Source organism: Cupriavidus sp. GW823-FHT07B10, assembly GCF_058794355.1.
In genome coordinates, this window is record NZ_JBXAGS010000029.1 from 20228 (window position 1) to 46238 (window position 26011).

General features: G+C 66.9%; 22 protein-coding genes and 2 pseudogenes. 12 read left to right on the forward strand and 12 right to left on the reverse strand.

Going from position 1 to position 26011, the window contains the following annotated elements:
* The first annotated feature begins 301 nt into the window (after nt 1-301).
* A complete protein-coding gene (locus tag AC1Q6V_RS33190) occupies nt 302-1393 on the forward strand; it encodes an acyltransferase family protein (RefSeq protein ID WP_010812067.1) in 1092 nt (363 codons plus the stop codon).
* A gap of 213 nt (nt 1394-1606) precedes the next feature.
* Here AC1Q6V_RS33190 and AC1Q6V_RS33195 read toward each other — a convergent pair.
* Both AC1Q6V_RS33195 and AC1Q6V_RS33200 read right to left on the reverse strand, forming a co-directional pair.
* Nucleotides 1607-1882: pseudogene (locus AC1Q6V_RS33195) on the reverse strand (PDDEXK nuclease domain-containing protein); the annotation flags it as partial.
* Nucleotides 1883-2039: 157 nt separating this feature from the next.
* A pseudogene (locus tag AC1Q6V_RS33200) lies at nt 2040-2180 on the reverse strand (IS5/IS1182 family transposase); the annotation flags it as partial.
* Between the two features lie 429 nt (nt 2181-2609).
* Between AC1Q6V_RS33200 and AC1Q6V_RS33205 the strand changes: the two are divergent.
* From AC1Q6V_RS33205 to AC1Q6V_RS33225, 5 genes are read left to right on the forward strand one after another with little or no spacing between them, the layout of a single operon-like run.
* Nucleotides 2610-3563: a hypothetical protein gene (locus tag AC1Q6V_RS33205; protein WP_454750685.1), complete on the forward strand. Its 954-nt coding sequence runs from the start codon at nt 2610-2612 to the stop codon at nt 3561-3563.
* Entirely contained in the window at nt 3560-4444 is an 885-nt protein-coding gene (locus AC1Q6V_RS33210) for a HesA/MoeB/ThiF family protein (RefSeq protein ID WP_439668995.1), read from the forward strand. The genes AC1Q6V_RS33205 and AC1Q6V_RS33210 overlap by 4 nt, the downstream gene beginning before the upstream one ends.
* A 3-nt stretch (nt 4445-4447) precedes the next feature.
* Entirely contained in the window at nt 4448-5671 is a 1224-nt protein-coding gene (locus AC1Q6V_RS33215; protein ID WP_454750684.1) for a hypothetical protein, read from the forward strand.
* Entirely contained in the window at nt 5668-6777 is a 1110-nt protein-coding gene (locus AC1Q6V_RS33220) for a GNAT family N-acetyltransferase (protein WP_011615365.1), read from the forward strand. The genes AC1Q6V_RS33215 and AC1Q6V_RS33220 overlap by 4 nt, the downstream gene beginning before the upstream one ends.
* Nucleotides 6698-7789 (forward strand): nitroreductase family protein, encoded by a 1092-nt coding sequence (locus AC1Q6V_RS33225; RefSeq protein WP_439671749.1) that lies wholly within the window; start codon nt 6698-6700, stop codon nt 7787-7789. The genes AC1Q6V_RS33220 and AC1Q6V_RS33225 overlap by 80 nt, the downstream gene beginning before the upstream one ends.
* Nucleotides 7790-7795: 6 nt before the next feature.
* On the opposite strand, the gene AC1Q6V_RS33230 is transcribed toward AC1Q6V_RS33225, so the two are convergent.
* The gene (locus tag AC1Q6V_RS33230; protein WP_454750683.1) at nt 7796-9439 is read right to left on the reverse strand and encodes a c-type cytochrome; all 1644 of its coding nucleotides are present in this window, start codon (nt 9437-9439) and stop codon (nt 7796-7798) included.
* 70 nt (nt 9440-9509) lie between these two features.
* Between AC1Q6V_RS33230 and AC1Q6V_RS33235 the strand changes: the two genes are divergently transcribed.
* A complete protein-coding gene (locus AC1Q6V_RS33235) occupies nt 9510-9746 on the forward strand; it encodes a hypothetical protein (protein ID WP_454750682.1) in 237 nt (78 codons plus the stop codon).
* An 84-nt stretch (nt 9747-9830) separates the two neighbouring features.
* On the opposite strand, the gene AC1Q6V_RS33240 is transcribed toward AC1Q6V_RS33235, so the two are convergent.
* The 7 genes from AC1Q6V_RS33240 to AC1Q6V_RS33270 all read right to left on the reverse strand — a co-directional run bounded on the left by AC1Q6V_RS33240 (nt 9831) and on the right by AC1Q6V_RS33270 (nt 16577).
* Entirely contained in the window at nt 9831-10658 is an 828-nt protein-coding gene (locus AC1Q6V_RS33240; protein WP_439671751.1) for a class I SAM-dependent methyltransferase, read from the reverse strand.
* Between the two features lie 89 nt (nt 10659-10747).
* On the reverse strand, nt 10748-11092 hold the full coding sequence (locus tag AC1Q6V_RS33245) for a Na+/H+ antiporter subunit G (protein WP_010812077.1): 345 nt from the start codon (nt 11090-11092) through the stop codon (nt 10748-10750).
* 10 nt (nt 11093-11102) lie between these two features.
* The gene (locus AC1Q6V_RS33250) at nt 11103-11375 is read right to left on the reverse strand and encodes a K+/H+ antiporter subunit F (protein WP_010812078.1); all 273 of its coding nucleotides are present in this window, start codon (nt 11373-11375) and stop codon (nt 11103-11105) included.
* Nucleotides 11360-11863: a Na+/H+ antiporter subunit E gene (locus tag AC1Q6V_RS33255; protein WP_010812079.1), complete on the reverse strand. Its 504-nt coding sequence runs from the start codon at nt 11861-11863 to the stop codon at nt 11360-11362. The genes AC1Q6V_RS33250 and AC1Q6V_RS33255 overlap by 16 nt, the downstream gene beginning before the upstream one ends.
* A gap of 3 nt (nt 11864-11866) precedes the next feature.
* Nucleotides 11867-13408, reverse strand: coding sequence for a monovalent cation/H+ antiporter subunit D (locus tag AC1Q6V_RS33260; RefSeq protein ID WP_439671752.1), 1542 nt, complete (start codon nt 13406-13408; stop codon nt 11867-11869).
* A complete protein-coding gene (locus tag AC1Q6V_RS33265) occupies nt 13405-13773 on the reverse strand; it encodes a Na+/H+ antiporter subunit C (RefSeq protein WP_011615371.1) in 369 nt (122 codons plus the stop codon). Before AC1Q6V_RS33265 ends, AC1Q6V_RS33260 begins: the two co-directional genes overlap by 4 nt.
* A complete protein-coding gene (locus AC1Q6V_RS33270) occupies nt 13773-16577 on the reverse strand; it encodes a monovalent cation/H+ antiporter subunit A (protein ID WP_010812082.1) in 2805 nt (934 codons plus the stop codon). Before AC1Q6V_RS33270 ends, AC1Q6V_RS33265 begins: the two co-directional genes overlap by 1 nt.
* 646 nt (nt 16578-17223) lie before the next feature.
* Between AC1Q6V_RS33270 and AC1Q6V_RS33275 the strand changes: the two genes are divergently transcribed.
* Together AC1Q6V_RS33275 and AC1Q6V_RS33280 are read left to right on the forward strand one after the other, a co-directional pair.
* A complete protein-coding gene (locus AC1Q6V_RS33275) occupies nt 17224-18651 on the forward strand; it encodes an amidase (RefSeq protein ID WP_011615373.1) in 1428 nt (475 codons plus the stop codon).
* A gap of 68 nt (nt 18652-18719) precedes the next feature.
* Entirely contained in the window at nt 18720-19673 is a 954-nt protein-coding gene (locus AC1Q6V_RS33280) for a Bug family tripartite tricarboxylate transporter substrate binding protein (protein ID WP_011615374.1), read from the forward strand.
* 15 nt (nt 19674-19688) lie between these two features.
* Here AC1Q6V_RS33280 and AC1Q6V_RS33285 read toward each other — a convergent pair whose 3' ends face one another.
* Nucleotides 19689-21848, reverse strand: a complete 2160-nt coding sequence (locus AC1Q6V_RS33285; RefSeq protein ID WP_058698768.1) for a PQQ-dependent dehydrogenase, methanol/ethanol family — start codon at nt 21846-21848, stop codon at nt 19689-19691.
* Nucleotides 21849-22146: 298 nt separating this feature from the next.
* On the opposite strand from AC1Q6V_RS33285, the gene AC1Q6V_RS33290 reads away from it, so the two are divergent.
* The gene (locus AC1Q6V_RS33290; RefSeq protein ID WP_010812087.1) at nt 22147-22944 is read left to right on the forward strand and encodes a crotonase/enoyl-CoA hydratase family protein; all 798 of its coding nucleotides are present in this window, start codon (nt 22147-22149) and stop codon (nt 22942-22944) included.
* 32 nt (nt 22945-22976) lie between these two features.
* Here AC1Q6V_RS33290 and AC1Q6V_RS33295 read toward each other — a convergent pair whose 3' ends face one another.
* Complete coding sequence (locus tag AC1Q6V_RS33295; RefSeq protein ID WP_010812088.1) at nt 22977-23792, reverse strand: IclR family transcriptional regulator; 816 nt, start codon at nt 23790-23792, stop codon at nt 22977-22979.
* Nucleotides 23793-24008: 216 nt separating this feature from the next.
* Between AC1Q6V_RS33295 and AC1Q6V_RS33300 the strand changes: the two genes are divergently transcribed.
* Together AC1Q6V_RS33300 and AC1Q6V_RS33305 are read left to right on the forward strand one after the other, a co-directional pair.
* The gene (locus AC1Q6V_RS33300) at nt 24009-25187 is read left to right on the forward strand and encodes a thiolase family protein (RefSeq protein ID WP_010812089.1); all 1179 of its coding nucleotides are present in this window, start codon (nt 24009-24011) and stop codon (nt 25185-25187) included.
* A 39-nt stretch (nt 25188-25226) separates the two neighbouring features.
* Nucleotides 25227-25991: an SDR family NAD(P)-dependent oxidoreductase gene (locus AC1Q6V_RS33305; RefSeq protein WP_010812090.1), complete on the forward strand. Its 765-nt coding sequence runs from the start codon at nt 25227-25229 to the stop codon at nt 25989-25991.
* Nucleotides 25992-26011 lie beyond the last annotated feature (20 nt).

Genomic DNA, 26011 nt, shown 5'->3' on the forward strand with positions numbered 1-26011 from the left:
TTCTAAGGCTGACAGGAACGGCCGCCTGTCCGGAAGTGCCGAGAACTTGGCGGATATTGACGGACGTCGCGCGCATGCGCGGGGTAAGAAAGTCGGCCGAGAGTCGCATCGGCAGCAACGGTTGCCGTGTCGGCGCGATACGACACCGCCGTTCGCCTCACTGGCTATTCCGCCAATCCCTCGGCGCTATCGGACATGCGCCTGATTCTGCCCAGACTGCGGTCTATGCTTGCCGGAAGCTAGCGGAAGCTGTCGGCGTCGTTCCGTCAACCGAGGCCGGCTTAATGAAAAAGGGGGGCATATGAGGCTCGCGCACGTCGCCGGGGGAAGAAAGGACGAAAACAATTTCAACCTGATGCGGATCACAGCCGCGCTCGCTGTGCTTGTCACCCACAGTTACTCACTGGTCTCCGGCGACGTCAATGACGAGCCCTTGCGCAGGCTGATCGGGGTGACCCCCGGAACGATTGCCGTCGACGTGTTTTTCGTCACCAGCGGCTTCCTCGTGACCAAAAGCCTGCTGACGCGCGGAAGCGTGCTCGAGTTCCTGTGGGCGCGCTTCCTGCGGATCTATCCGGCGCTGCTTGTCATGGTCACGCTGGTGGTGTTCGGCCTGGGCATGGTGTTCACGGCGCTGCCGGCCTCTGCATACCTCATCGATCCGGCAACGCGCCAGTTCTTGCTGAAGACGACCACGCTGGTCGCCGGCGCAGTCTATCCCTTGCCCGGTGTATTCGCGATCAATCCGTATCCGGATACGGTGAATGGCTCGCTGTGGACCATGATGTACGAGATCCGAATGTACTTCGCACTGGCCGCGATATGGGTCATCTCCATGGTCGCATGGCACGCTCACCAGCGCGCGTTCCGTGCGGCGGTACTGGTGGTCACGGCGGCCTCGTTCCTGTATTGCGTCTTCGCAATCCTCGGCGGCTCTGCAATGCAGAAGACAGCATTGCCGCTGATGTTCTTCGCGGGCGCCAGCCTGTTCATCCTAAGCGCGCACGTGGAACTGTCCGCTCCCGTCGCGGGGCTGCTGCTCGCCGCCGTCGTCGGCAGCGCCTTCGTGCCGAATCACCATGTGTTCGCGCTGATGTACCTGTTGGCAATGCCATACCTGGTGCTTTTTGCAGCGTTTGTTCAGTTACCTGCCCTGTTCCGCTACAACCGCCTGGGCGACTTTTCGTATGGCATCTATATCTACGCCTTCCCGATCCAGCAGTCGATCGTCGCCTTGTTTCCAGGCATCTCAGTCATGATGTTGCTCCTGTCTTCCGGTGTCGTGACGCTGGCGCTTGCGGTGCTGTCGTGGCATCTGGTAGAGAATCGTGCGCTCAAGCTCAAGGCCCCTCTGGTCGGGGCGACCATGCGCGCGCTGGGGCAGGCGTCATGATGGGCCGCGGCTGAGCATCTCCGAAAGTCAAGTTGAGGCCCAGCCGAGCCAGAGATCTCCTGCACTGCCCCGGGTAGGGGTATCAGCGCGCCCGTCATGGGGCAATCTATATGAACGCGTCTCACCCGTTTCTTTGCTTTCGTATCGCACGGCTTTCTGGCCGGTATTCTGGCCAGCTTCTGGCGCCCAGGCCGTGTTGACAAGGGCGTGGGCTGGTGGATCTTCGATGGCCTGCGGCTTGCGCTGCTTGGCGAGCCAGCGAAGGTAGAGCTCCATCTGTCCCTCGTCGGCGGCCTTGAACTCGCCCAGCTTCATCTCGATCGCCACCAGGCGTTTGAGCCGGCGATTGTAGAACAGCAGGTCGATATAGAAGTCGTCGTTGTCAATCTGCAGCCGCTTCTGGCAAGCAACAAAGGTGAAGCCTGCTCCGAGTTCCAGCAGAAAATGCTCCAGCTCGCGCAGGATGGCGTCCTCCAGGTCGCGCTCTAGCAGGCTGTTGAAAAGCACTCCGTCACGAAGGGCGCAGCGCAGCTAAACACGACTCAACATGCAAATGGCCGCTGAATTCCTACCATGCCATGCAATTGGGTGCCCCAATTCCGAGGCGCGCCAGCATGGCGCCGTGCGGCAGCCCCGCTTTGGCCGCTCATTGCACCGCTCCTCGCGGCACCGCAGCCAGTATTCGTGCAATTCGGGTCAAATTGCTGGCGATCATCGTCAGCTTGAAGTGTTGGTCCACGCGTTCGAGGCCACGATATACAGTTTGTCGAAGCCGTCCGACGTCGCGCAGCATTACGTCGATGCTGCGCTTGAGCGATTGCTCGAGGGCAAGCCTGAGCGGGCGGGCATCATCCTTGAAGCAGCCGTTGTCACCGGTGAAGGGCTTTGCCTCGGCGCTAGCGGAGATATACCGGGTGCTCCATACCTGAGCGCCCGATGCATCCTTCAGCGTGGTCTTTACCACCACGTAGGGCCGCACGTCGGTGGGCGTGTGAGCTTAGCATTGCTGCTTATGCCGGAAACCTCAGCGGAAAGTGGGGTTGTCGTGGACGCACAACGCCGCTGATCCGCCCCTCGGAGTTCTAAAGGCGAACGCCCGCCCCCCCCTGCGCTTGCTTTGTCCCGCCCGTGACACCGGGGACGTGCTGTTATATGCTCCAAGCCACACTTGCCTTTCAGGCCGGCCACACAAGAACAAGGCACCAGTCAAACCTGCATGTTCAAATTCATCGGGCATTTTCGACAACGGCTGCGCTACCTGGACCTGAGCCTGAAGGCCAGCCGGTCCGTCCGGATCCGGGTCGTCGAGCGGCCCGGCTTGTGGATGAATGCCCGGCAGCTCGAAGCCATGCTGGCCGAGATGCGCGGCATCGTGCAGCGGGGAATCGGCAAGGATCTCGATTACGGGGTGCTTTCCGGCGACCCTGAAAGGCTGCGGCGGGCCGTGATCACGCTGCTTTATCAGCGGGACAGCGGCCAGCCGATTGCGTTCAATGCGCTGTCAGTCATGCCGATCGAGGTCAAGGGCCGCCCGGTCGAGGCGATTCACCTTGGGCTGGTGATGGTCGATCCGGGCTATCGCACGCAAGGACTGTCCTGGGTGCTGTACGGGCTGACCTGCATCCTGCTTTTCTTCCGCCGCGGCCTGCGCCCGATCTGGATCAGCAATGTGACCCAGGTGCCGGCCATTATCGGCAAGGTCGCCGAGGTCTTTGTCACGGCCTATCCCAATCCCTTTGAGCCGTCGCGGCGCAGCTTTGAACACCTGAGCGTGGCCCGCGAGATCATGAAATCGCATCGGCATGTCTTTGGCGTTGACGGGGCGGCGGGATTTGACGAGGCGCGGTTCGTGATTACCGATGCCTATACCGGCGGCTCGGACAATCTCAAGAAAACGTTCGAGCAGGCGCCGAAGCATCGGGACGAGCGCGCCAACGAACTCTGCCGGCGGGAACTCGATTACCAGCGCGGCGACGATTTCCTGCAGGTCGCCTGCCTGGACCTGGCCAGCGCGCGGAAATACCTGTTGCGGGAAGTGCCTCGGGACTCGTTGCCCGCCATCCTTTATCAGATTGCGTTCCTGGCTGTCGGTCGGATCGTCCTGCCATTGTTCCACTGGCTGAATCCGCGCGAGCCGCTGGGAGACCTGCGCGCTAGGAAGAGTCAATGATTCCACCGTTCTCCTACGAGGAATTCACGACCCGCAACATCGGTTTCGTGACCGACGCGGAACAGCAGCAATTGCGCAATGCACGGGTGCTGATCTGTGGCGTCGGCGGCATGGGCGGCGCCTGCCTGCAGGCGCTGGCACGGGTGGGCATTGGAGGCTTTGCGCTGGCGGACTTCGATGCGTTCGACGTGTCGAACCTGAACCGCCAGGTGTTTGCCAGCCTGGATACCGTTGGCGTGAACAAGGTCGAGGCCACCGTGGCGCAGATCCGGCGCATCAACCCGGAACTTGCCATCGAGACCTTCGGCGCCGAGTGGACCGACAGGCTCGACGACCTGCTGGGCCGTTACAAGATCGTGGTCAACGGCATGGATGACATGGCCGCGAGCATCGCGCTCTATCGCAAGGCGCGCGAGCATGGTGCGACCGTCATCGACGCCTATACCGCTCCCCTGCCCTCCGTCACGGTCGTCCGTCCGCAAGATCCCCGGCCCGAGGAGCGTCTTTCTTATCCCACGGCCGGCATGAACTGGAAGTCCCTGACGCCGGAAATCCGGCAGGAATGCCTGGGCAAGGAACTGGAATATGTGATGGTCAACTCGAGTTCCGTCCGGCATGTTGAGCTTGGCATCGCCAAGGACCTGCTGACCGGCAAGCGCAAGCGCATGTCGTTTGCGCCGATGGTGATCACCACGGGCAACCTGATGGCGTTCGAAGCGATCAAGCTGGTGCTCGGCCGGCCGCGGCTAGCCGGTGTGCGCGGCTATTTCTTCAATCCCTGGACCATGCGTGTCGAGACGCCGCGCAATGCGCTGACGGCATGGGCCGTGCGCGCGCTGGTACGGCGCTTCATGGCGAGGTTGATGCGAGATGAGGATTGACGCGTGATTGACGCCCTGGCAAGCGATGTCGCCGTTACCTGGCTCGGCGCGGTGGGCTGCGGGCTCTGCCTGCATTTCCTTTGGTCCCGGCGCGAGGCCGGGGCCGGCACGGGCCTGTTCCTGTTCGGGGTGCTGACGGCACTGCTGGCAGTCCGGGGCTTTTCCTGGCTGTTTGGCGGCACGCTGCTGGCGCAACTGGTGTTTGCAGCGGCAACCCTGTTGCCCATTGCCATGACCCTGTTTGCCGAGCACCTGGTGCGGCGCCACCACCCGTTGTGGCTGAAGCTGCTGGCGCTGGGCGTGTCGGTGGTGTTCTTCGTCATCAATCTCTTTACCGATCTTTCGGGCAATACGCCGCTGCTGCTGATGTTCCTTGGCTGCTTCGCCGTGGTGACCGCAAGCAATGGCTGGCTCCTGCTGTGGCTGCGCGATGCCGAGCTGTCCGACAACGAGGCACGCCTGGCCCGGGCGGTAGTGGTGGTCGTGGCCCTGGCCGTCCCGCTCGCGGCCACCGACTTCCGCGAGGAGCTCGGCCATGTGCCGGTTCGCCTGGGGGCGCTCGGGGCGCTGGCATTCGTCTATGTGTTCCTGAACCTGTCGGAATCGCGGCGGGTCGTGCGCGGGCTGCTGGTGCATATCGCAGCCGCCCTGCTCTTCGCCGTCGTGCTGGCCAGCGTGATGGCGCTGGCTTCGCGCGGGCCCGGCCCGGGCTTTGCCGAGGCGGGCCTGCGCAGCTTGCCGGTTGCCATTGCATGGGTGCTGCTGACGGCCATTTTTGTCCGCATTCGCGCCGTTTCGCTGGCCGGTGATGGCAACGCGTTCCTGCGCTGGCTGCTCCATGCCCGGCTGGATACGCCAGAGGGTTTCCTGCATTCGCTCAGGCGCCTGCCGCAGACCGCCGACCATGTGGTGCTCGGCAACGCGGAGCTTGCTGGCTACGCGCTGGACGCGCTGTTCGACCTGGCAGGAAGGCGGCGCGAGCCTGTGTCGATCGGCGACGCCAGGGCGTGGACCAGGATCCGGGAAGGCGATCGGGTCGAGGCCGCGGAACAGCTGGTAGACCTGCTCGAGCGCCATGAAATGACCCATGCCCTGCTGATCGCGCGCCAGCCCGCGCAGGTGGTGCTGCTGAACCTGCCGCAAGGCGCCAACGCGGCGATCGGCGAGCTGCGCGCGGCGGTGATCCTGCGGCTGGCGCGCCATCTCGGGCAGCGGGAGGCGGCATGACAACCGTGCTGCGTGAAGGCGATTTCGACGCGTTCTTCGAGGCGCCGTTTGCCTGCTATGGCCGCGATACGCATTTTGTCTCGCCGATGAAGGGGGATCTTGCGCGCGCGCTGGACCCGGCGAAGAACCCGCTGTTCCGGCAGTTTGCGCGCCGCACCTGGTTCACCGCCCATCGGGACGGGCGGATCGTGGGCCGTATCCTGGCCCATATCCACGATGCGTCCAACCAGCAATACGCTCAGAAGCGCGGCTGCTTCGGCATGTTCGACTGCGTCGATGACGTGGAGGTCGCGCAAGCGCTGCTCGACGCGGCGGCGGCCTGGGTGAAGCGCAACGGCTGTGACGAACTGGCTGGCAGCTTCAACCTGACGATCACGCAGATGATCGGCATCGTCACCGAGGGCTTCGAGCATCCGCCATACACCTACCAGGAATACACGCCGCCGCATATTGCCAGGCTGCTCCGGGCATGCGGCTTCGAGCCGTTCTTTCCGATGCGCACGTTCGAGCTCGACGTGCGCAGCTACGATCCGCAGCAGTTGATCGGCAACAAGCAACGCGCGCTGCTGGATGATCCCGCCTGGCAATTCAAGCCGATCCGGCGACGCGGCTTTGACCGGCGCCTGCTGGAGGCATGCGCTGTCCTGAACGATGGTTTCTCCGGCAACCCGATGTTCGTGCCGCTGACGGAGGAGGAATTCCTGTTTCCCTGCGCCGGCATGATGTGGATCATCGACGAGCGGCTGTCCTATACCGCTTATTTCAACGGGGAGCCGGTCGGGGTGCTGCTGTGCGTGCCGGATCTCAACCCGTTTCTGCGCGCCACCGGCTTCCGCCTGAAGCTGTCCACGCTCTGGCATCTGATCAGGTTCCGCGCCAGCCGCAAGCGTGCGGCGATCATCTTCTTTTCCGTGCGCAGGGACTACCACAGCCGCGGCGTCAACGGCGTCATGCTGCACCATCTGCTCACGGCGATGCGCGGTGCCGGGTACTCGCACCTGGGCATCAGCTGGGTGTCGGATTCGAATGGCGCCAGCCAGAAGCAAATGGAGAAGATGGGCGCCAGGCCACTGCATCGGCTGCATCTCTTCAAAAAGGCCATCTAGCGACATGCTCACGCGCGATCAGCATCTCACCCTGCTTGCACAGGCTGGCCGCGCACCCAGCGCGCACAATATCCAGCCCGCGCGCTGGCGCTTTGCCGGCGACAAGGTTGAACTGCTTGAAGACCCTGCGCGATGGCTGTCCGTGGGCGACCCCACCGGGCGGGACAACCAGATCGCCCTGGGCATGGCCTGGGAAGGCATGGCCATGGCGTTGTCGACGCTCGGGTTGGGGCTCACGCAGCCCGTGGTCTCCGGCCTGCCCTACCCTCCCGCTGCCCAGGGTCTGCGCCCGGCCGCATCCGGCCTGATCACATCTGGCGCAAGCCCGGATCCCCTTGCCGCCTTCGTGGACGCGCGCCGCGCCTATCGAGGCAAGTTTCTCCGTGCGACCCCGGCGCAGATCAAGTCGTTGGGCGAATGCGCTGCGGCCCACGCGGAGTTCGTCACGCTGGCCAGCGAGAACAGCACGGCGCAAATCGCCAGATGGTATGACGACGCCGCGGCTGCGGGATTGAATGACCCGCGGTTTGCCGAGGAGCTTTACCAGTGGCTGCGCTTGTCACCGCACGATCCAGGCTGGCCGCGCGACGGGCTTTCGGCCGAATGCATGGCACTGTCGCGGTGGGAAGCCTGGGGCGCGTCAATTGCGCTGAGACCTCGTGTGCTCCGGCTGCTCTCGGCGCTTTCGCTGACCCGCCTGCTGATATCGGAAAGCGCAAAAGTGAAAAGCGCGGCGCGGATCGTCCTGATCCATGCCGCACCCGAGGTCACGAGCTTTGATATCGGGCGCCGCTGGTACCGGTTCTGGCTGGCCATGACTGCCAGGGGCTTTGCCGGCGTGCCGATGTCGGCGCTGGCCGATTCACCTGGCCATGCCGCCATGCTTGCCGAAAGCCAGCGCTTGCCGCGGGGGAATCGGCTCGTCAATGTGATGCGCTTCGGGCCGGTGCCGGACCGTGGCATTGCGCAAAGCGCCCGGCTCCCAGTCGCGGAACTGCTGCAGGATTCCTGACGGCAGCTAGAGCAATTTCAGGAATTCCAGCAGCGCATCCTTGTCGCTTTCGGCAAGGGTCGAGAATTCCTTCTCGTGGCCGCGGTTGTCGCGCCCCGCCGTCGCCGTGTCGTAGAGCACGGGTTTCGACCACGGCCGGTAGCTGGCCGGATAGGTCCAGGTACCGGCCGCATCGAGCCTGCCGGCGATGCCCAGCTTGCCGTAGTCCAGGGCATGGCCTCCGACCCAGAAGCGCCTGGGCCGCGCCTGCGGATGCATGAGATGCCAGAGCGTGGGCACGGAGCCGTTATGAAGGTATGGTGCCGTCGCCCACACGCCGGAGAGGATGGGCGCGACATAGCCACTGGTGTTTGCCGCGTCGATATGCCTGCCCAGCTCGGAGCGCGAGATGGCTTGCAGCAGGCCGGGATCGATTGCTTGCCAGCGCGTCGGGTCAGTCCCGATATCCGCCTGTGCCACCAGCCGGTTGGGGAAGCTGACAAGGCGCGGGCGCTCTGGGTCCTGGCTGTAGCTGCCATGGCACTGGGCGCAGTTGGCATCAAAGACGGCGCGGCCGCGCGCGGCGCGGGAGCGGTCAACCGGCCCCGGAAACGGCGGCGGGGTGTAGCCCGCCATGAACCGCATGACGTCTTCCACCTGCGGAATCGCACGGACGGCGCGATCCGGTGGCATGCCCATGGTCGGCACGGTGAAGAAGGCCACGATATGCGCCAGCCGCCCGGCATCGTTGGCGGCACCGGGTGCCACTGGCGCAAAGCGCGGCGCGCCCTTGCTGGTATAGACGCCGTCATAGAGCAGCGATGAGCGCAGGCTGCGGTAGCCCAGTTCCGGAATCGAGGTGGAACCACTGGCGGCCGTGCCCGCCGAGAGCAGATGAAACTGGAACTTGAGTGCCGCGACCCCATTGGTGCTGCCGGCCGCGCCGTTGCTGAACGGCAGCGGCTCGTCACCGCTGGCTTCGAGTTCCGCCACCCGTTTTACCAGCCGCGGCCAGACGAATTTCCGGATGGTATCCAGTTCCTCGTTGCTGGTTTCGGGGTAAAGCTGGTGGATGGCGGAGAGGAGCTTTTCCGGATCGGATTTCACCTGCTTCACCGCCTGATAGACCGCGGTGACGAAGGCATCGAGGTTGAGGGAGGTATTCGGCAGGCCCAGCCAGACATCGTTGGTGGGACGCCCGTCCATGTCGTAGGTGATGCCCGCATGGCACGATGCGCATCCCAGGTTGGACACTTCCAGGCGGATCTTCGGGAGATCCCGGCCGATCACTCCGCTGACCACGCCCAGGGGCTTGTCGAACCTGGGCTGTTGCTGGCGCGGCCAGTTGCGGATCGCATCGGGATAGATGAAGCCAAACTCGCGCAGGGCCCGGCGCAAGGCGTCCTGAGTGACCGGAACGTTGGGGCCGCCGGCCAGCAGCAGTGCGGTCGTTGCCAGCTTCCACGGTAGCGCATTGGTCTCAAGGGTATCGGTGCTCAGGCCGCCGAAGTCATCGAAGACAAAGCGCGCCGCCCCGAGGTCATCGGCACGATCCCCGGCCCGGAAGTCCCGCATGACCTCGGATTCGCCCTCAGCGTAGCCGCGCAGGAAATCGCATCCCGCCAGCAAACCTATCAGCAGACCGATCGCGAGCACGCGTACAAGGGGCATCGTAGTCATCGTCCGACAATGCGCGCCAGGGGAATCCGGACCGCGCCGCGCTGATGGTAGCCGACCATGCATGCTGCCTCAATCCAAGCGCTGCAGCCAGGCCACTGCCCAGGTGGCGCTGGTCGACAGCACCAATCCGATCGCGACCGGCACGGTGAAGCGCAGGCCGCCCGCCGCGGATGCCGCGATCTTTCCCGGCGGCGGCCTGGCTGCGCTCGCGCTCCAGCCCGATCGCCAGGCCGATGCCCAGTGCCACCGATGCGGAAATGATCATAGAGTCCATGGCCACCGCCCAAGGGTCCTGTAGTCGTCATGAGCCTGGCTACAGTATCGGCGCAAGCGGCGATTTGCGCACGCCCAGCGATGACCTGCGACAAACTGGCGGGCAGCTTTATCCGGCGGGCGCCGTTACCATCACCACGTGCGCCTGCATCGGACCGGCCAATGGCCCGTCGCCATAAGCCTCCAGGAGCGCCTGTTCGCAATGGTCGGTTGCCCGGCCGAGCGCATCCGGCCCGCGCCGCTCCAGGTCGGCGCGCAGCGGCGTGCCCTGGCAGAATGCCACCGCCGGGATGCGGGCGGCGCTGGCGCGGCTGGTTGCCGCGACGGTTTCAAAGACCGGGGAGGACTGGAATCCGCCAAGGCGCAGGTCCTGCTCGATCGCGGCCTGGCTGTGGTAGCCATGCGGTACGCGGGCCATGAACTCGGGCGGTGCGTCGGGAAACAGCGTGGCGAGTGCCCCGGTGACATCGCGGGCAAAGGCGTTGAATTCCAGCTGGTCCCAGACATTGAAGATCAGGGTGCCGCCCGGCACCAGCACGCGGCGGGCTTCGGCGAAGGCGCGGCCCTTTTCGGGGAAGAACATCACGCCAAACTGGCAGGCGACCATATCGAAGCTGGCATCGGCGAACGGCAGCGCCATGGCGTCGGCCTCGCGCCAGTGCACCGGGCGGCTCGTGCCGGCCTGCTCCGCCCGCGCCAGCATCGGCGCGTTGAGGTCGGTGGCAACGATCAGGGTATCGGCCGGCAGCCGCCCGGCGATTTCCCGGGTCAGCACGCCGGTGCCGGCGGCCAGTTCCAGCACCCGGCGCGGCTGCAGCGCGGCGATGCGGGCAGCCATGTCGGCAGCGTATGGCGCAAAGATCATCGGCACCATCAGGGCCTCATAGACTTCCGGAATCGCGCCCGCGAAGACTTTGTCCGAGTGTTGCAAGTCCATGAAACCCCCTGCCCTGGCGTGGAAGATGCCGGCATCGCCTGACTGGGTGTAGGACACATTGCGGCGAAAGTAAACCGTCGCGGCCATACCTAGTCGCGGATGCGCGGCATCCAGCCGCTGCCGCGCGTGCGCGGATCCACCGGCAGCTGGCGCTGCAGCGCGGCCTTGGCCAGCATGTGGGCACTGATCGGCGCGGTCAGGAACAGGAAGGCGGTCACCAGCAGTTCATGCAGGCTGGCATCGCCCCGGAAGCTGAAGTACGCCACCGAGGCCAGCACTACCCCGCCCACGCCCAGCGTGGTCGACTTGGTCGGCCCATGCAGCCGCATGAAGAAGTCCGGCAGCCGGAACAGCCCGACCGCCCCGACCAGCATGAACACGCTGCCCACCAGCAGCAGCGCGCACACGATGAATTCCGCAACAGGATGCAGCATCTGGCGTTCCCTAGTATTCGATGATGTCGCCGCGCTGCAGGTACTTGGACAGCGCCACGGTGCCGACGAAGCCCATCACCCCGATCAGCAGCGCGGCCTCGAAGAACAGCGCCGAATCCAGGCTGATGCCTAGCACCACGATCAGCGCGATGGCGTTGATATTCAGCGTGTCCAGCGCCACGATGCGGTCCGGCAGGCTGGGTCCGCGCAGCAGCCGCGCCAGGGTCAGCAGGAAGGCCAGGCCCAGGATCACCAGGCAGACCGGTATCACGATGGCAAGCATTGGAAGATCTCCTTGAGCGGGGTTTCATAGCGCGACTTGATGAGCTCGACCAGCGCGGCCTCTTCCTCCAGGTCCAGCACGTGCACGAGCAAGGCGCGGCGGTCGTCGCTCAGTTCTGCGCACAGCGTGCCGGGGCTGAGCGAGACGATGCTGATCAGCGCGGTGGTGGCAAGCTCGTGCTCGACATCGAGCGGCACCACGATAAAGGCGGGGCGCAGGCGCGCGGTGGGGCCCAGCACCATGATGGCCACTTCCACGTTGGCTTTCACGATATCGAACAGCACATGGATGCTGAGCCGCAGGATCAGGTCGGGCCGCGACAGGCGGAACGCGCCCAGCACCAGCCAGCGGTCGGCCAGCCGGCCGATGGCCCAGCCCAGCAGCGCCCCCAGCAACCAGTGCCCGGGGGCCAGGCTGTTGGTCAGCAACAGCCACATGATCATCAGGATCAGGCTCAGCCACGGATGGGGAAGCAGACGCTGCAGCATGGCTTACCCCGGCTGCCCGGGCAGCACTGCCCGGAGATAGGCGGCGCGGTCCAGCAACTGCGCCGCCGCGTCGGCCACATAGTCGCTGACCGGCCGCGCGCATGCCGTCAGCGCGATATTGCCCGCCAGCAGCAGTGCGCAGCAGGCCAGCTTGCGCGCATCGGGCCGCACGCGCACGCGTGCCGCGCCGGGATGGTCTTCGTCTAAGTACTCATTCCCTTCCGGCACGTGCTCGGCCTCATGCGGCAGCCGCCACAGCAGCCGCGTGCCGGTGCGGGACACGGCAACCAGCAGCAGCAGGCCCGACACCAGCACCGCGGACCACAGCGCCGGCACCCACGGCGGCGGGGTCGCGCGCAGCACCATGGCCTTGCCGAGGAAGCCCGACAGCGGCGGCAGCCCCACCGCTGCCACTACGCCCACCAGGTACAGCAGCCCGGCCAGCCGCGAGGCACTGACCGGAGCCCCGTCCTCGCGCCCAGGCTCCGGCTCCAGCGCGTCGGCCAGCAGGAACAGCGCGGCAGTGCACAGCGTGGTGCTGAGCAGGTAGAACATCGCCGCGGCCCAGCCGGCTTGCGTCTGCATCGATACGCAGGCGGCCAGCAACCCGACCGATGCCACCACCAGGTAGCTGGTCATCGCGCGCAGCGTGCCGGCGGCGACGGCGCCCAGCGCGCCGACCGCGAGCGTGATCAGCGCCAGCAAGAACACCCAGTCATGCAGGAACGGTCCCAGCAGCCCTTGCGGGCCGCCGAAGATCAGCGCATCGCAACGCAGCATCGCGTAGATGCCGACCTTGGTCATGATGGCAAACAGCGCCGCGACCGGGCCGGTGGCGCTGGCGTAGGCGCGCGGCAGCCAGAAATACAGCGGGAACAGCGCCGCCTTCAGCGCAAAGACCAGCATCAGCATGGCGCCGGCGGCCACCGCAAGCGGCAGGTCCTGGGCCGGCAAGCCGGCCAGGCGCAGGCCCAGGTGCGCCATGTTCAGCGTGCCCGACAGCCCGTACAGCACGCCAACCGCCACCAGGAAGAATGACGACGCCACCAGGTTCAGGATCACATAGTGCAGCCCGGCGCCGATGCGCGCCCGCCCTGCCCCATGCACCAGCAGGGCATAGGACGCGATCAGCAGGATCTCGAAGAAGACGAACAGGTTGAACAGGTCGCCCGCCAGGAAGGCGCCGTTCAGGCCCATCAGCTGGAACTGGAACAGCGCATGGAAATGCCGGCCCTGCCGGGCCGTGCCCTCTCCCGCCGCCGCCAGCGCGGCGACGGCCAGCACCACGGTCAGGGCCAGCATCATCGCACCGGTGCGGTCCAGCTGCAGCACGATGCCGAACGGGGCCGACCAGTTGCCCATCGCGTAGACCACGATCTCGCCGGTAGCGGCCTGGCGCAGCAGGTGCACTGCCACTGGCGCCAGCAACAGCGTGGCCACGGCGCAGACGATGCGCTGCGCGCGCAGCTGCTGGGCCGGCATCGCGGTCAGCAGCGCACCGGCAAACATGGGGATCAGGATGGGCAGCAGCACGGCGTGGTTCATGGCCGCGGATCCTGCTTGCCGCCATCGGCGGCGCGCTCGTCGGGCTGGCCGGCGGCGTCGACATGGTCGCTGCCGGTAAGCCCCAGCGAGCGCAGCGCCAGCACTACCGCGAACGCCGTCATGCCGAACGCGATCACGATGGCGGTCAGCACCAGCGCCTGGGGCAGCGGATCGGCATAGCTGGCGCCCGCCACGATCACCGGCGGCCGCCCGATCGACAGGCGCCCCATGCCCAGCAGGAACAGGCTGACCGCATACGACAGCAGCGTCAGCCCCAGCACCACGGTGAAGACGCGCTCGCGCAGCAGCAGGTAGATGCCGCCCGCGGCAAGGATGCCGATGGTGATGGCGTAGAGCGCGGCCATCAGGCGTCCTCCGCGGCCTGTGCCGGCGGCAGGTTGCGCACGCCCAGGTGCGATACGATCACCAGCGTGGTTCCCGTCACGGTGCAGAAGACTCCCAGGTCGAAGATCATCGCCGTGGCCAGTTCCACCTCGCCGATGCCCGGTATGTGGAAATGCCCGAAGGCGGTGGTCAGGAACGGATAGCCGAAGGCCAGGCTGCCCAGTCCGGTCAGACCCGCCAGCAGAATGCCGCCGCCGGCAATGGCGCGATAGTCCGGCGCAATGCGCGCTTCGGTCCAGCGCACGCCGCTGGCAACGTACTGCAGCAGCAGCGCCACCGATGTGATCAGCGCCGCGACAAAGCCGCCGCCCGGCAGGTTGTGCCCGCGCAGCAGGATAAAGACCGCCACCAGCAGCGTCAGCGGCAGCATCAGCCGCGCCAGCATGGCCAGCAGCAGCGGATGCGCCTGGCTGCTCCACGGCAGGCCATCGGGCGCTGCCGACGGCGTGTCCAGCCGCATGCCCTTGAGCAGCGCCTGCACCGCCAGCCCTGCAATCAGCAGCACGCAGATCTCGCCCATGGTGTCGAAGCCCCGGAAATCCACCAGCAGCACGTTGACCACGTTGTGCCCGCCGCCGCCGGGCACGGACTGGTCGATGTAGAAGGCAGACACCGGGTCATACGGCCGCGTCATCACGGCGTAAGCCGCCACTGCCAGCAAGGTGCCACCGCCGAACGCCAGCACCGCATCCCGCCCGCGGCGCGCAGCCCCGGCGCGCTCCGGCGTCTCGCGCGGCAGGTAGAACAGCGCCAGCACCAGCAGCAGGATCGTCACCACCTCAACCGAGATCTGCGTCAGCGCCAGGTCCGGCGCGGAGAACCGCAGGAACGCCATCGACACCATCAACCCGCAGCCGCCCAGCAGCACCAGCGCGAGCAGCCGCTGGCGGTGCGTCACCACCACGCCCACCGCGCACAGCCCGAGCAGCGCCAGCGTGGCAGCCCCGATCAGGTCGATGGCGCCCGCCGGCACGCTGCCGCCGAGCCATTCCAGGTCGGCCAGGAAGTATGCCGGCACGGCCAGCAGCGCCAGCAGCATCCAGGCGACATAGGTCTGCAGCGAGCCGTTCTCGAGCCAGCGCGTGACGGCAGCGGCAAAGCGTTCCAGCGCATGCATGCCACGCTCGAACGACTGGCGCGCGCTCAGGTGGTCGATTGCCTGCTGCAGGCGCCGCAGCGCGTCGCGGCGCAGGAAGAACAGCGCCGCGCCGCCGGCCATCGACACCAGGCTCATCAGCAGCGGCAAATTGACCCCGTGCCACAGGTTCAGGCTGTACTCTGGCAGGGGCGCGCGCAGCGTGGCAAGCGAAGCCGCCGCCAGCAGGTCGCCCACGGTATAGGCCGGCACCAGCCCGACCACCAGGCAGATCACCACCAGGAACTCCACCGGCACCTTCATGAAGCGCGGCGGCTCGTGCGGCGGGTAGTTGGGCACGTCGGGCTGCCGGGCGCCGAAGAACACGCCGTAGATAAAGCGCAGCGAATAGGCCATCGTCAGCGCCCCCGCCAGCGTCGCCGCGGTCGGGATCACCCAGTTGAAGTCGCCCAGCAGGCCCTGCGCCAGGGTCTCGCCGAAGAACATTTCCTTGCTGAGGAAGCCGTTGAACAACGGCACCCCCGCCATCGACAGCGATGCCACGATGGCCAGCACTGCGGTGTGCGGCATGTAGCGCGCCAGCCCGTGCAGGCGGTCGAGGTCGCGCGTGCCGGTCTCATGGTCGATGATGCCGGCCGCCATGAACAGCGACGCCTTGAACACGGCGTGGTTGATGATATGGAAGATGGCCGCCACCGTGCTGAGCTGGGTATCGAGCCCGAACAGCAGCGTGATCAGGCCCAGGTGGCTGATGGTGGAATAAGCCAGCAGCCCTTTCAGGTCCCGCTGCAGCAGCGCCAGGCCGGCGCCCACGATGAGCGTGGCCAGCCCGGTCATGCTGACCAGGTAGAACCAGCTGTTGGTGCCGTCCAGCACCGGATAGAGCCGCGCCAGCAGGAACACGCCGGCCTTGACCATGGTGGCCGAGTGCAGGTAGGCCGAGACCGGCGTGGGCGCGGCCATGGCATGCGGCAGCCAGAAGCTGAACGGGAACTGCGCTGACTTGGTGAAGACTGCCAGCAGGACCAGCACCAGCATCGGCAGGTAGAGCGGGTGGTGCTGCACCTTGCCGGCCTGCGCCAGCACCACGGACAGCTCGAAGCTGCCGCAGATATGGCCCAGCAGCAGCACCCCGGCCAGCAGCGCCAGCCCGCCGCCGCCCGTGACCGCCAGCGCCATGCGCGCGCCCTGGCGCGCATCGGTGCGCCATGACCAGAAGCCGATCAGGAGGAACGACAGGATGCTGGTCAGCTCCCAGAACACCACCAGCAGCAGCAGGTTGCCTGCCAGCACCACGCCCAGCATGGCCGCCATGAACAGCAGCAGCAGGCAGAAGAAGCGCACCGCGGATTCATTGCGCGCGAGGTAGTAGCGCGCGTACAGGATCACCAGCAGGCCCACGCCGAGCACCAGCAGCGCAAACAGGTACGACAGGCCGTCCAGCCGCAGCGACAGGTCCAGCCCGAGCTGCGGCAGCCACGCCACGCGCCAGCCCAGCGCATGCCCCGGCTGCTCGAAGACCGCGCCGCGCAGGCTCAGCAGCAGCACCAGCGCGGCCAGCGGCAAGCCGATGATGACAGGCGCCAGCATGCGCGCGGCACGCATGCCGATCAACCACGTCAGCGCCGCGGCCAGCAGAGGCAGCGCGATCAGCAGCACCAGCGCCATGCGCCCCCCTAGCCGTTGCCCGGGATCACGGCCGGCGTGTGCCGGGCGGCAAGCCGGGCCGATGGTGTGGGTCTTGCAAATGGGGCGGTGGTCATGGGCCAGGTCCTCTGTGCGGGCAGTCGTTCCCCCTACTTTCCGGATTCTGCCGGCATTGCGCAAGTCATGCGTGCCTTATTGCGCGGCGCACGAAAAAATTCATCGCCTTGCAAAAGGAATCTGAATACGCGCGGCGACGGCGCGTGCTGCGCAGCAGCGCCGCCGCGTAGTACCATCGGCCGCGAGGCGGCTTCCAGCTCGGTGGCGCCGCACATCATCGCCATGGCGGAGGCGCTGGGATTCGAGGTCGTGGCCGAGGGCATCGAGCATGAAGAGCAGGCGCGGGCTTCCTGCGAGAGCGCGGCGCGCAGTTCGGCCAGGGGTGGCTGTTTTCACGCGCCTTGCCGGCAGACGGCCTGCAGGCCTACCTGTCATCGCCGGCGCGCCCCTGAACGGCAACGCGTAGCTGGCCGAACGCTTCCTCGCCGACGGCACTTGGCGGCGATAGTCCCCGCGTGCGCGGGCCGGTTGTAAGATGCCAGCGTATCGCCATCACGCCTGCGCGCGCCGATACCGGCACGCGCGGCCATCTTCAGGAGACGCCCGTCCAATGAGCGAAGCGCTTTGTCTTGCCAGCGCCGCCGAACTGCAGCAGCGCATCCGGCGCAAGGAAATCTCGCCGGTGGAACTGACCGCTGCGGTGCTGGCGCGCGCCGAGCGGCTGCAGCCGGTGCTGAACTGCTTTATCACGCTGTGCGCGGACGAGGCCATGGCCGCGGCGCGCGCGGCGGAAGCGGAAGTGATGTCCGGCCGGCCGCTGCCTCCGCTGCACGGCATTCCGTTTACCGCCAAGGACATCGTCAACACGCGCGGCGTGCGCACGACCTTTGGCGCCGTGCCGATGCGCGACAACGTGCCGGCCGAAGACGCCGTGGCGGTGGCGCGGTTGCGCGCGCAGGGCGCGATCCTGGTCGGCAAGACCACCACGCCGGAATTCGGCTCCAAAAGCCTGACCGATTCGCCGCTGTTCGGGCGCACCCGCAATGCCTGGCACGCCGAGCGCACCAGTGGCGGCTCCAGCGGCGGCGCCGCGGTGGCAGTGGCCAGCGGCATGGCGCCGCTGGCGGTGGCGACCGATGGCGGCGGCTCCACGCGCATTCCTGCCGCCTGCAATGGCGTGGTGGGCATCAAGCAGAGCCAGGGGGTGATTCCGCACAGCCAGGCGCAGGACCTGTTCGGCAACCAGACCTACGTGACGCCGACCACGCGCACGGTGGCCGACACCGGCCTGATGCTGCAGGCCATGGCCGGCGAACACCCGTGCGACCCGTGGTCGATCGGAGTGCCCGCCGCCGACTACGTGGCCGCAGCGCAGCCGCAGGGCGACCTGCGTGGCCGGTGCATCCTGTATTGCCTGGCGCCGCCGGGCCGTCCGGTGTCGGCGGACGTGGCGCGCGCGTTCGAGGCCAGCCTGGACAAGCTGCGCGCACTGGGCGCCGAACTGGAGCCGTTCGGCGGCGAGGGGTTCGACGTCGAGCCCGTCTGGCGTGCCATCAACCACACCGTATGGCGCACGCGCTTTGCGCCGATCGTGGCCCAGCACCGCGAGGCGCTGAGCCCGACCTTCGTGCGCCAGGTGGAATCCGCCGCCGCATTCACCGCAGTGGAATACCAGCAGGCGATGTTCGAGCGCTCGCAACTGTTCCTGCGCGTGCAGGCGCTGCTGGGACGCGCCGACCTGCTCGCCATGCCCACCATCACACGCACCGCGCTGCCGCTGGAGCAAGACCTGTTCGGCCAGATCGAAATCGACGGCCAGGACTATCCCGATGTGCGCGCGAACTGGTTCCCGTGGACCATGCCGTTCAATATGACTGGGCATCCGGCCATCAGCCTGCCCTGCGGCTTTGGTGGCGACGGGCTGCCGATCGGGCTGCAGCTGGTCGGGCAGTTCCGCGGCGACGCGCAGCTGCTGCGTGTGGCGGCCTTGTACGAATCGGTCCATGACCTCACGGGCCAGTGGCCCACCCTGCCCTGACACTCTCTCAACATCGTTCCCTGACTGCCATGACTGATCAAGTCCGATTGACGCGCCGGCTGCTGGCCATGACCGCCGTCGCTGCCGCCACCTTCGCCATGACCGCTCCGGCTAGCGCGGCCGATGCCGAGCCGATGCATATCATCGTCGGCTACGCCCCCGGCGGCGCCGCCGACAGCCTTGCCCGCCTGTATGCCGAGCAGCTGCGCCAGGACGGCCACGGCACGGTGGTGGTCGAAAACCGCCCCGGCGCGTCGGCGCGCCTGGCGCTCGACTACGTGAAGCGCGCCAGGCCCGATGGCAAGACCGTGTTCATCGGCCCCTCGCCCCTGTTCACGATCTTTCCGCTGACCTACAAGAAGCTGTCTTACGACGCCGACAAGGACCTGGTGCCCGCAGCGGTACTGACCGATGTGCCGACCGCGGTCGCGACCGGCGTGCAGCAGCCTTACCAGAACATGAAGGAATACGTGAGCTGGGCCAGGCGCAACCCGGGCGGCGCCAGCCTGGGCCTGGCCACCATCGGCAGCGCCGGCCACCTCGGCACGGTGGCGCTGGGCAAGGCCGAAGGCATCGCCATCACGCCCGCGGCGTATCGCGGCGCATCGCCGATGCTGGTGGATGTGGTCAGCGGCAATGTGTCGATCGGCTGGGATGCCGTGGCCAGCATGATGCCGCTGTACAAGGGCGGCAAGCTGCGCTTCCTTGGCGTGAGCGGCACGCGCCGCGCCAAGGCGCTGCCCGAAGTGCCCACCATGAAGGAACAGGGCTTCAGCCAGTACGACCACGCCACCAGCTGGTACGGCGTGTTCGTCCCGGCAGGCACCCAGCCTGACGTGGTGGCGCAAGTGGAAAAGATGTTCCTCGCGGCCTCGGCCAACGCCGCCACCGCGGCCAAGCTGGAAGCGCTGGGCCTGGAAGTGGTGGCGCGCCCCGGCCACGAAGGCCGCCGCCGCATCCAGCTGGAACGCGCCGCCTGGAAGCCGATCGTGGAGGCGACCGGCTTCCAGGCCGAGGACTGAGGCCCGGCCCTGCCCTCAGGGCTTGGGCCGCACCGCGTCAGCGGTCCCCTGGATGAAGGCCTTGATCTTCTCGACATCGTCCGGCGTCAGCTTGCCGGTGAAGTCAGGCATGCCGCGCGCCATCGCCGGCCCCTTGAAGACCACCTTGTCCAGGTTCTCGATATAGGCGGCATCGATATAGCCCAGGTTGGGGATATTGCCGCCGCGGTCCACGCCGGGAACGCCGTGGCACAGGACGCAGTTGCTGACGTACAGGCCGGTGCCCGCCTTGACCTGCGCCGGGTCATATTTCACGCCCTGCAGCAGCTTGGCGGTGCGGTACTCGGCAAAGGCCGGCAGCGGTGCCTTGCCACCGAGGGCGAAGGTGTAGACCGTGCCCGGCCCCTGCCGGTTGGTGGCGCGCTGGGCCTGCCCGTAGACCCCGCCCCAACCCACTGCCACCGACACATACTGCTTGCCGTTCAACTCGAAGCTGACCGGCGCCGCCACCACGCCGGTGCCGGTGGGCGACTCCCACAGCTTGTCGCCGCTGCGCGCGTCATAGGCGACAAAGCGGCCGTCGGCGGTGCCCTGGAACACCAGGTTGCCGGCCGTGGTCAGCGTGCCGCCGTTCCACGGCGACACATGTTCCTGCGTCCACGCGGCCTTCTGCTGCACCGGGTCCCACGCAATCAGCCGGCCGAAGGGCTTGCCCTTGGGCGGCTCGGCGTTCAGGAATTTGGCGGTGTTCCAGCCCACGTTGCCATGCGGCGTGCCGGGTTTGCCTTCATTGAAGTTCCAGGCCTTGTCGTCCATCAGGTTGATCGGCACGTTCTGCGCCGGCAGGTAGACCAGCCCGGTCTGCGGGTTGAACGACATCGGATGCCAGTTGTGCGCGCCGTACGGACCGGGGACCGAGTCATAAGGCTTGTCGGTGGCGCGCGCCTCGGGCCGCTCGATGGGGCGGCCATTGGCGTCATAGCCGGTGGCCCAGTTCACGTCGACAAAGTTCTTTGCCGAGATGAACTTGCCGTTGGTGCGGTCGATGACGAAGAAGAAGCCGTTCTTGGGCGCGTGCAGGATGACCTTGCGCATCTGGCCATCGAGCTTCAGGTCGGCCAGGATCATCGGCTGGGTCGAGGTGTAGTCCCAGTTGTCGCCCGGGGTCTCCTGGTAGTGCCAGACGTATTTGCCGGTGTCGGGATCGAGCGCGACGATCGATGCCAGGTAGAGGTTGTCGCCGCCGGCCGGGCTGCGCTTGCTGCGCGACCATGGCGCGCCGTTGCCGGTGCCCACGTACATCAGGTTCAGCTCGGGGTCGAAGGCCAGCGTGTCCCAGGCCGTGCCGCCGCCGCCCGCCTCCCAGTATTTGCCGCTGGGGTCCCAGGTCTTGGCCGCCGCAGCCATCGACTCATCCTCGAACGGCTTGGAGGGGTCGCCCGGCACCGTGAACCAGCGCCACTTCTGCTCGCCGGTGCCGGCGTCATAGGCGGTGATGTAGCCGCGCACGCCATATTCGGCGCCGCCGTTGCCGATGATGACCTTGCCCTTGAACACGCGCGGCGCGCCGGTGATGGTGTACGAGTACTTGCGGTCGATGATGGTGTCTTTCTCCCACAGCTTGCGGCCGCTGGCGGCATCCAGCGCGATCAGCCGGCCATCGTAGGCGGCCACGAACACCTTGCCCTGGTACAGCGCCACGCCGCGGTTGACCACGTCGCAGCAGCCGCGATAGCCGAGCGAGCGGTCCACCTTGGGATCGAAGGTCCAGAGCCGCTTGCCGGTGCGCGCATCGACCGCATGCACCACGCTCCATGACGCGGTGACGTACATCACGCCGTCCACCACCAGCGGGGTTGCCTCCACGCCGCGGGTCGACTCCAGGTTGTAGGTCCACACCAGCCCCAGGTCGCGCACGTTGGCGGCATCGATCTGCCTGAGCCGGCTGAAGCGGGTCTCGGCATAGTCCAGGCCGTGGCTGGGCCAGTCGCGGGCGGTGCTGGCGTTGGCACTGATAAAGGCGCCGTCAACCTTGGCGGCCGCATTGCGCGGCGCCGCGGCGCCGGCGGGCAAGACCTGCATCACCAGCGCCAGGGCCGCTGCCAGGAAGCCTGTGGCGCGCCTCATGGTGCGGTGGGGGTGCATTGCAACATCGGGGGCAACGGGGTCCGTCGCCTGCGTCAACGCATGGCTCATATCGTCTCCTGTAGGGCATTCTTGTTGGAATTCGGGACTGCAGGATTACGGAACTGCGCGATGCCGGGCGGTGGCCGGGGCCTATAGATAATCGGTGAGCGATTCGATTATGGGTACAGGGATTACCCGCAGAAAGTCGCGCCGCCGGCGCAAGATGGCTGGCGTCCCGGGCCTGCCCAGCGATATGTGCAGGATATTGCTGATGAAGAAATGAATATTGGACGGTGCGGGCGCCGGTGGCTTAGCCTTGGCGCCAAGGCAGGCAACCAGCCTGCATCGCGCATCCGGAGACACCACCATGAGCAACTTCCTTCTCTACGAGCAGCAGGACCATATCGTCACCCTGACGATGAACGAGCCCGAGCGCCGCAACCCGCTGACCGGCAATACCGCCGTGGCGGAGTTCCTGGCCGCGATCGACCGCATCCACGGCGACCGCAGCGTGCGCGCGGTGGTCATTACCGGCGCGGGCACGGCGTTCTCGTCTGGCGGCAATATCAAGGACATGGAACGCCAGGCCTCCGGCGCAGTGCCGGGCATGGAAATCCGTCAGGACTACCGCTGCGGCATCCAGCGGCTGCCGCTGGCGCTGTTCAACCTGGAAGTGCCGGTCATCGCCGCGGTCAATGGCGCGGCCATGGGCGCGGGGCTGGACCTGGCGTGCATGTGCGACATCCGCATTGCCTCGGAGCGGGCGCAGTTTGCCGAGTCCTTTGTCAAGCTCGGCATCATCCCCGGCGACGGCGGCGCATGGCTGCTGCCGCGCGTGATCGGCCTGTCGCGGGCGGCGGAGATGACCTTCACCGGCCAGCCGATCGATGCCAGGCTGGCGCTGGAATGGAACCTGGTGTCGCGCGTGGTCGCGCCCGAGGCGCTGCTGCCCACGGCCTATGAGCTGGCCGGCCGCATCGCCGCCAACCCGCCGCACGCGGTGCGCCTGGCCAAGCGCCTGATGCGCGAGGCCATGCATACCCGCCTGGATACGCTGCTGGAACTGTCCGCCGGCTTCCAGGCGCTGTCGCACCAGACCGCCGACCACCGTGAGGCAGTGCAGGCGTTCCTGGACAAGCGCACGCCAGTGTTCACAGGCAACTGACCAGCTGAGCGTCAGGCGGACTGCTGTGCCGCTCAGCCTGCCACGCCCAGCGCTCCCTCTACATTGCGCACCAGGCTCACCAGGCGCGGGCCGATGTCTTCCTCCATCTGCTTGCTCTGCTGGCTGAATACCGGCACCGAGGCGGCAAAGATCCACGCCTCGCCGTCGCGGCGGGTGCGCATCGGCACGGCAACCGACTCCACCTCGCGGTGCAGGTCGCGGTGGCCGCGGCAGAAGCCGTGGTCTTGCAGGTCGCGGGCGGCATCGGCCAGGCGCTCCTGCAGCCAGTCGGCGCGCTGCGGATCGGCAGCGCGGAGCTGGGCGAGGTACGCCTCGCGCTCGGCCTCGGTCAACAGCATCAGGTAGCCGCGTCCGGAACCCGTGCGCGAGACCGACACGCGCGTGCCGACCTCGGGCCGGAACACATGACTGCCCACGCCCTGGGCGATTTCGACGTAGGTCAGCGCATTGCCGCTGCCGACGATCAGCTCCACCTGCCCGGCGATGTGGTCCGCCAGCTCCTGCATGGCCGGCCGCGCCAGCTGGCGGATCGTCATGCGTGCCAGCGCGGGTGCGGCCAGGTTGATCAGCCCGACCCCGGGCACGTAGCGCGACAAGCGCTCCGAATAGTGCAGCAGGCCCAGTTCGCACAGGGTGTCGAGCAGCCGGAACAGGGTCGGCTTGGCCAGGCCGGTGCGCTCCATCAGTTCGCGGCTGCTGAGCTCCTGCACCGTCGGGGAAAAGCAGTTGAGGATCGAAATGCCCCGCGCCAGCGCGCTGACAAGGCGCGCCTCGCCGTCGGCATCGGCGGGCGGCGGGGTCAGGGAGGCGTGTGGTGCATTCGTCATGTTATTGCCTTGATTCAAGGTTTTTTGATACGTGCGTCTCAAAACCCGGATGTTGCCCTTCGTTTTTTCCAAAGTCAAACCGGGTTATTTGGGTTTACACGACGCTTTTCCGAAGCCAGAATCCCAATTCATCGTATTGGACGATCACATTTCGGTACAGACGTCTCAATATCCCAGCCACGACTCGCAACGTTCAGCCTTTTCAGGAGACACCGCATGCAACAAGCCGTCATCGTCGACGCCATCCGCAGCCCGATGGGCCGCTCCAAGCCAGGCTCGGCCTTTACCGAACTCCATGCCACCGAGTTGCTGGCCCAGGTCATCAAGGGCCTGGTCGAGCGCAACAAGCTGGACCCGGGTTTGGTCGACGACGTCATCACCGGCTGTGTGACCCAGGCGGGCGAGCAGTCCGCCGGCCCGGGCCGGGTGGCGTGGCTGGCGGCAGGCTTTCCTGATCACGTGCCGGCCACCACCATCGACCGCAAGTGCGGCTCCAGCCAGCAGGCGGTGCATTTCGCCGCGCAGGGCATCATGGCCGGCGCCTATGACATCGTCATCGCCTGCGGCATCGAGTCGATGAGCCGTGTGCCGATGGGCTCGGCCCGCATTGGCCAGAACCCGTACGGCCCGTCGATGGAAGCGCGCTATGCGCCGGGTTTGGTGTCACAGGGTGTTGCGGCCGAGCTGGTGGCCGCCAAGTACGAACTGTCGCGCCACGACATGGACAGCTATTCGGCCCGCTCGCACGAGCTGGCCGCCACCGCGCGCGAAAGCGGTGCCTTCCGCCGCGAGATCCTGGGCATCAGCACGCCCAACGGGCTGGTCGAGCAGGATGAAACCATCCGCCCGGGCACCTCGGTGGAGAAGCTGGGCACGCTGCAGGCCTCGTTCCGCAATGACGAACTCAGCGCCCGCTTCCCGCAGATCGGCTGGAACGTGACCGCGGGCAATGCCTCGCAGATCAGTGACGGCGCCTCCGCCATGCTGCTGATGAGCGAATCCATGGCGCAGCGCCTGGGCCTGAAGCCGCGCGCTCGCTTCGTGGCGTTCGACGTGTGCGGCGACGATCCGGTCATGATGCTGACCGCCCCGATCCCCGCCAGCCAGCGCGCGATCAAGAAGAGCGGCCTGAAGCTGGACCAGATCGACCACTACGAGATCAACGAAGCCTTTGCCTGCGTGCCGCTGGCCTGGCAGCGCGCGCTCGGCGCCGACCCGGCACGCCTGAACCCGCGCGGCGGCGCCATTGCGCTGGGCCATCCGCTGGGCGCCTCCGGCGTGCGGCTGATGACCACCATGCTGCATGCACTGGAAGACAGCGGCCAGCGCTATGGCCTGCAGTCGATGTGCGAGGCCGGCGGCATGGCCAACGCCACCATCATCGAGCGCCTGTAAGCGGCGCCTGAACCAGACATCCAGTCAAGGAGACACAGCATGAAACTGACCAATATGTCCGCCGTCGTGACCGGCGGCGCTTCCGGCCTGGGCCTGGCCTGCGTGCGGCGCCTGGTGGAACGCGGCGTCGACGTCGTGATCGCCGACCTGTCGGAAGAGCGCGGCAATGCCGCGGTCGACGAGTTCAGCGGCAAGGTCCGCTTCCTCAAGGCCGACGTGACCGACACCGACCAGATGAACGCCGTCTACGACGCCGCCGAAGCCATTGCCCCGCTGCGCGCGCTGATCCATTGCGCCGGCCTGGGCGGCCCGGTGCGCGTGGTCGAGAAGGACGGCTCGCCGGGTTCGCTGGAAAAGTACGAGTCGATCGTGCGCATCAACCTGATCGGCACCTTCAACGCGCTGCGCCTGGGGGCCGCGCGCATGGCCAAGAACGAACTGATCGACGGCGAGCGCGGCGCGTGCGTGCTGACCGCGTCGGTGGCCGCCTACGAAGGCCAGATCGGCCAGATTCCCTATGCCTCGGCCAAGGCCGGCATCGTCGGCATGACCCTGGTGGCCGCGCGCGACCTGGCACAGCGCGCGATCCGCGTCTGCACCATCGCCCCGGGACTGTTCGACACCCCGCTGCTGGCCAAGCTGCCGGAGAACGTGCGCGCCTCGCTCGGCGCCATGGTGCCGCACCCGCCCCGCCTGGGCGCACCGGATGAATACGCGTCCACCGCGCTGCACATCCTGGAGAACCCCATGCTCAACGGCGAAACCATCCGCCTGGACGGCGCCATCCGCATGGCACCGCGCTGAGCCGCGCGCTGCACCGATAC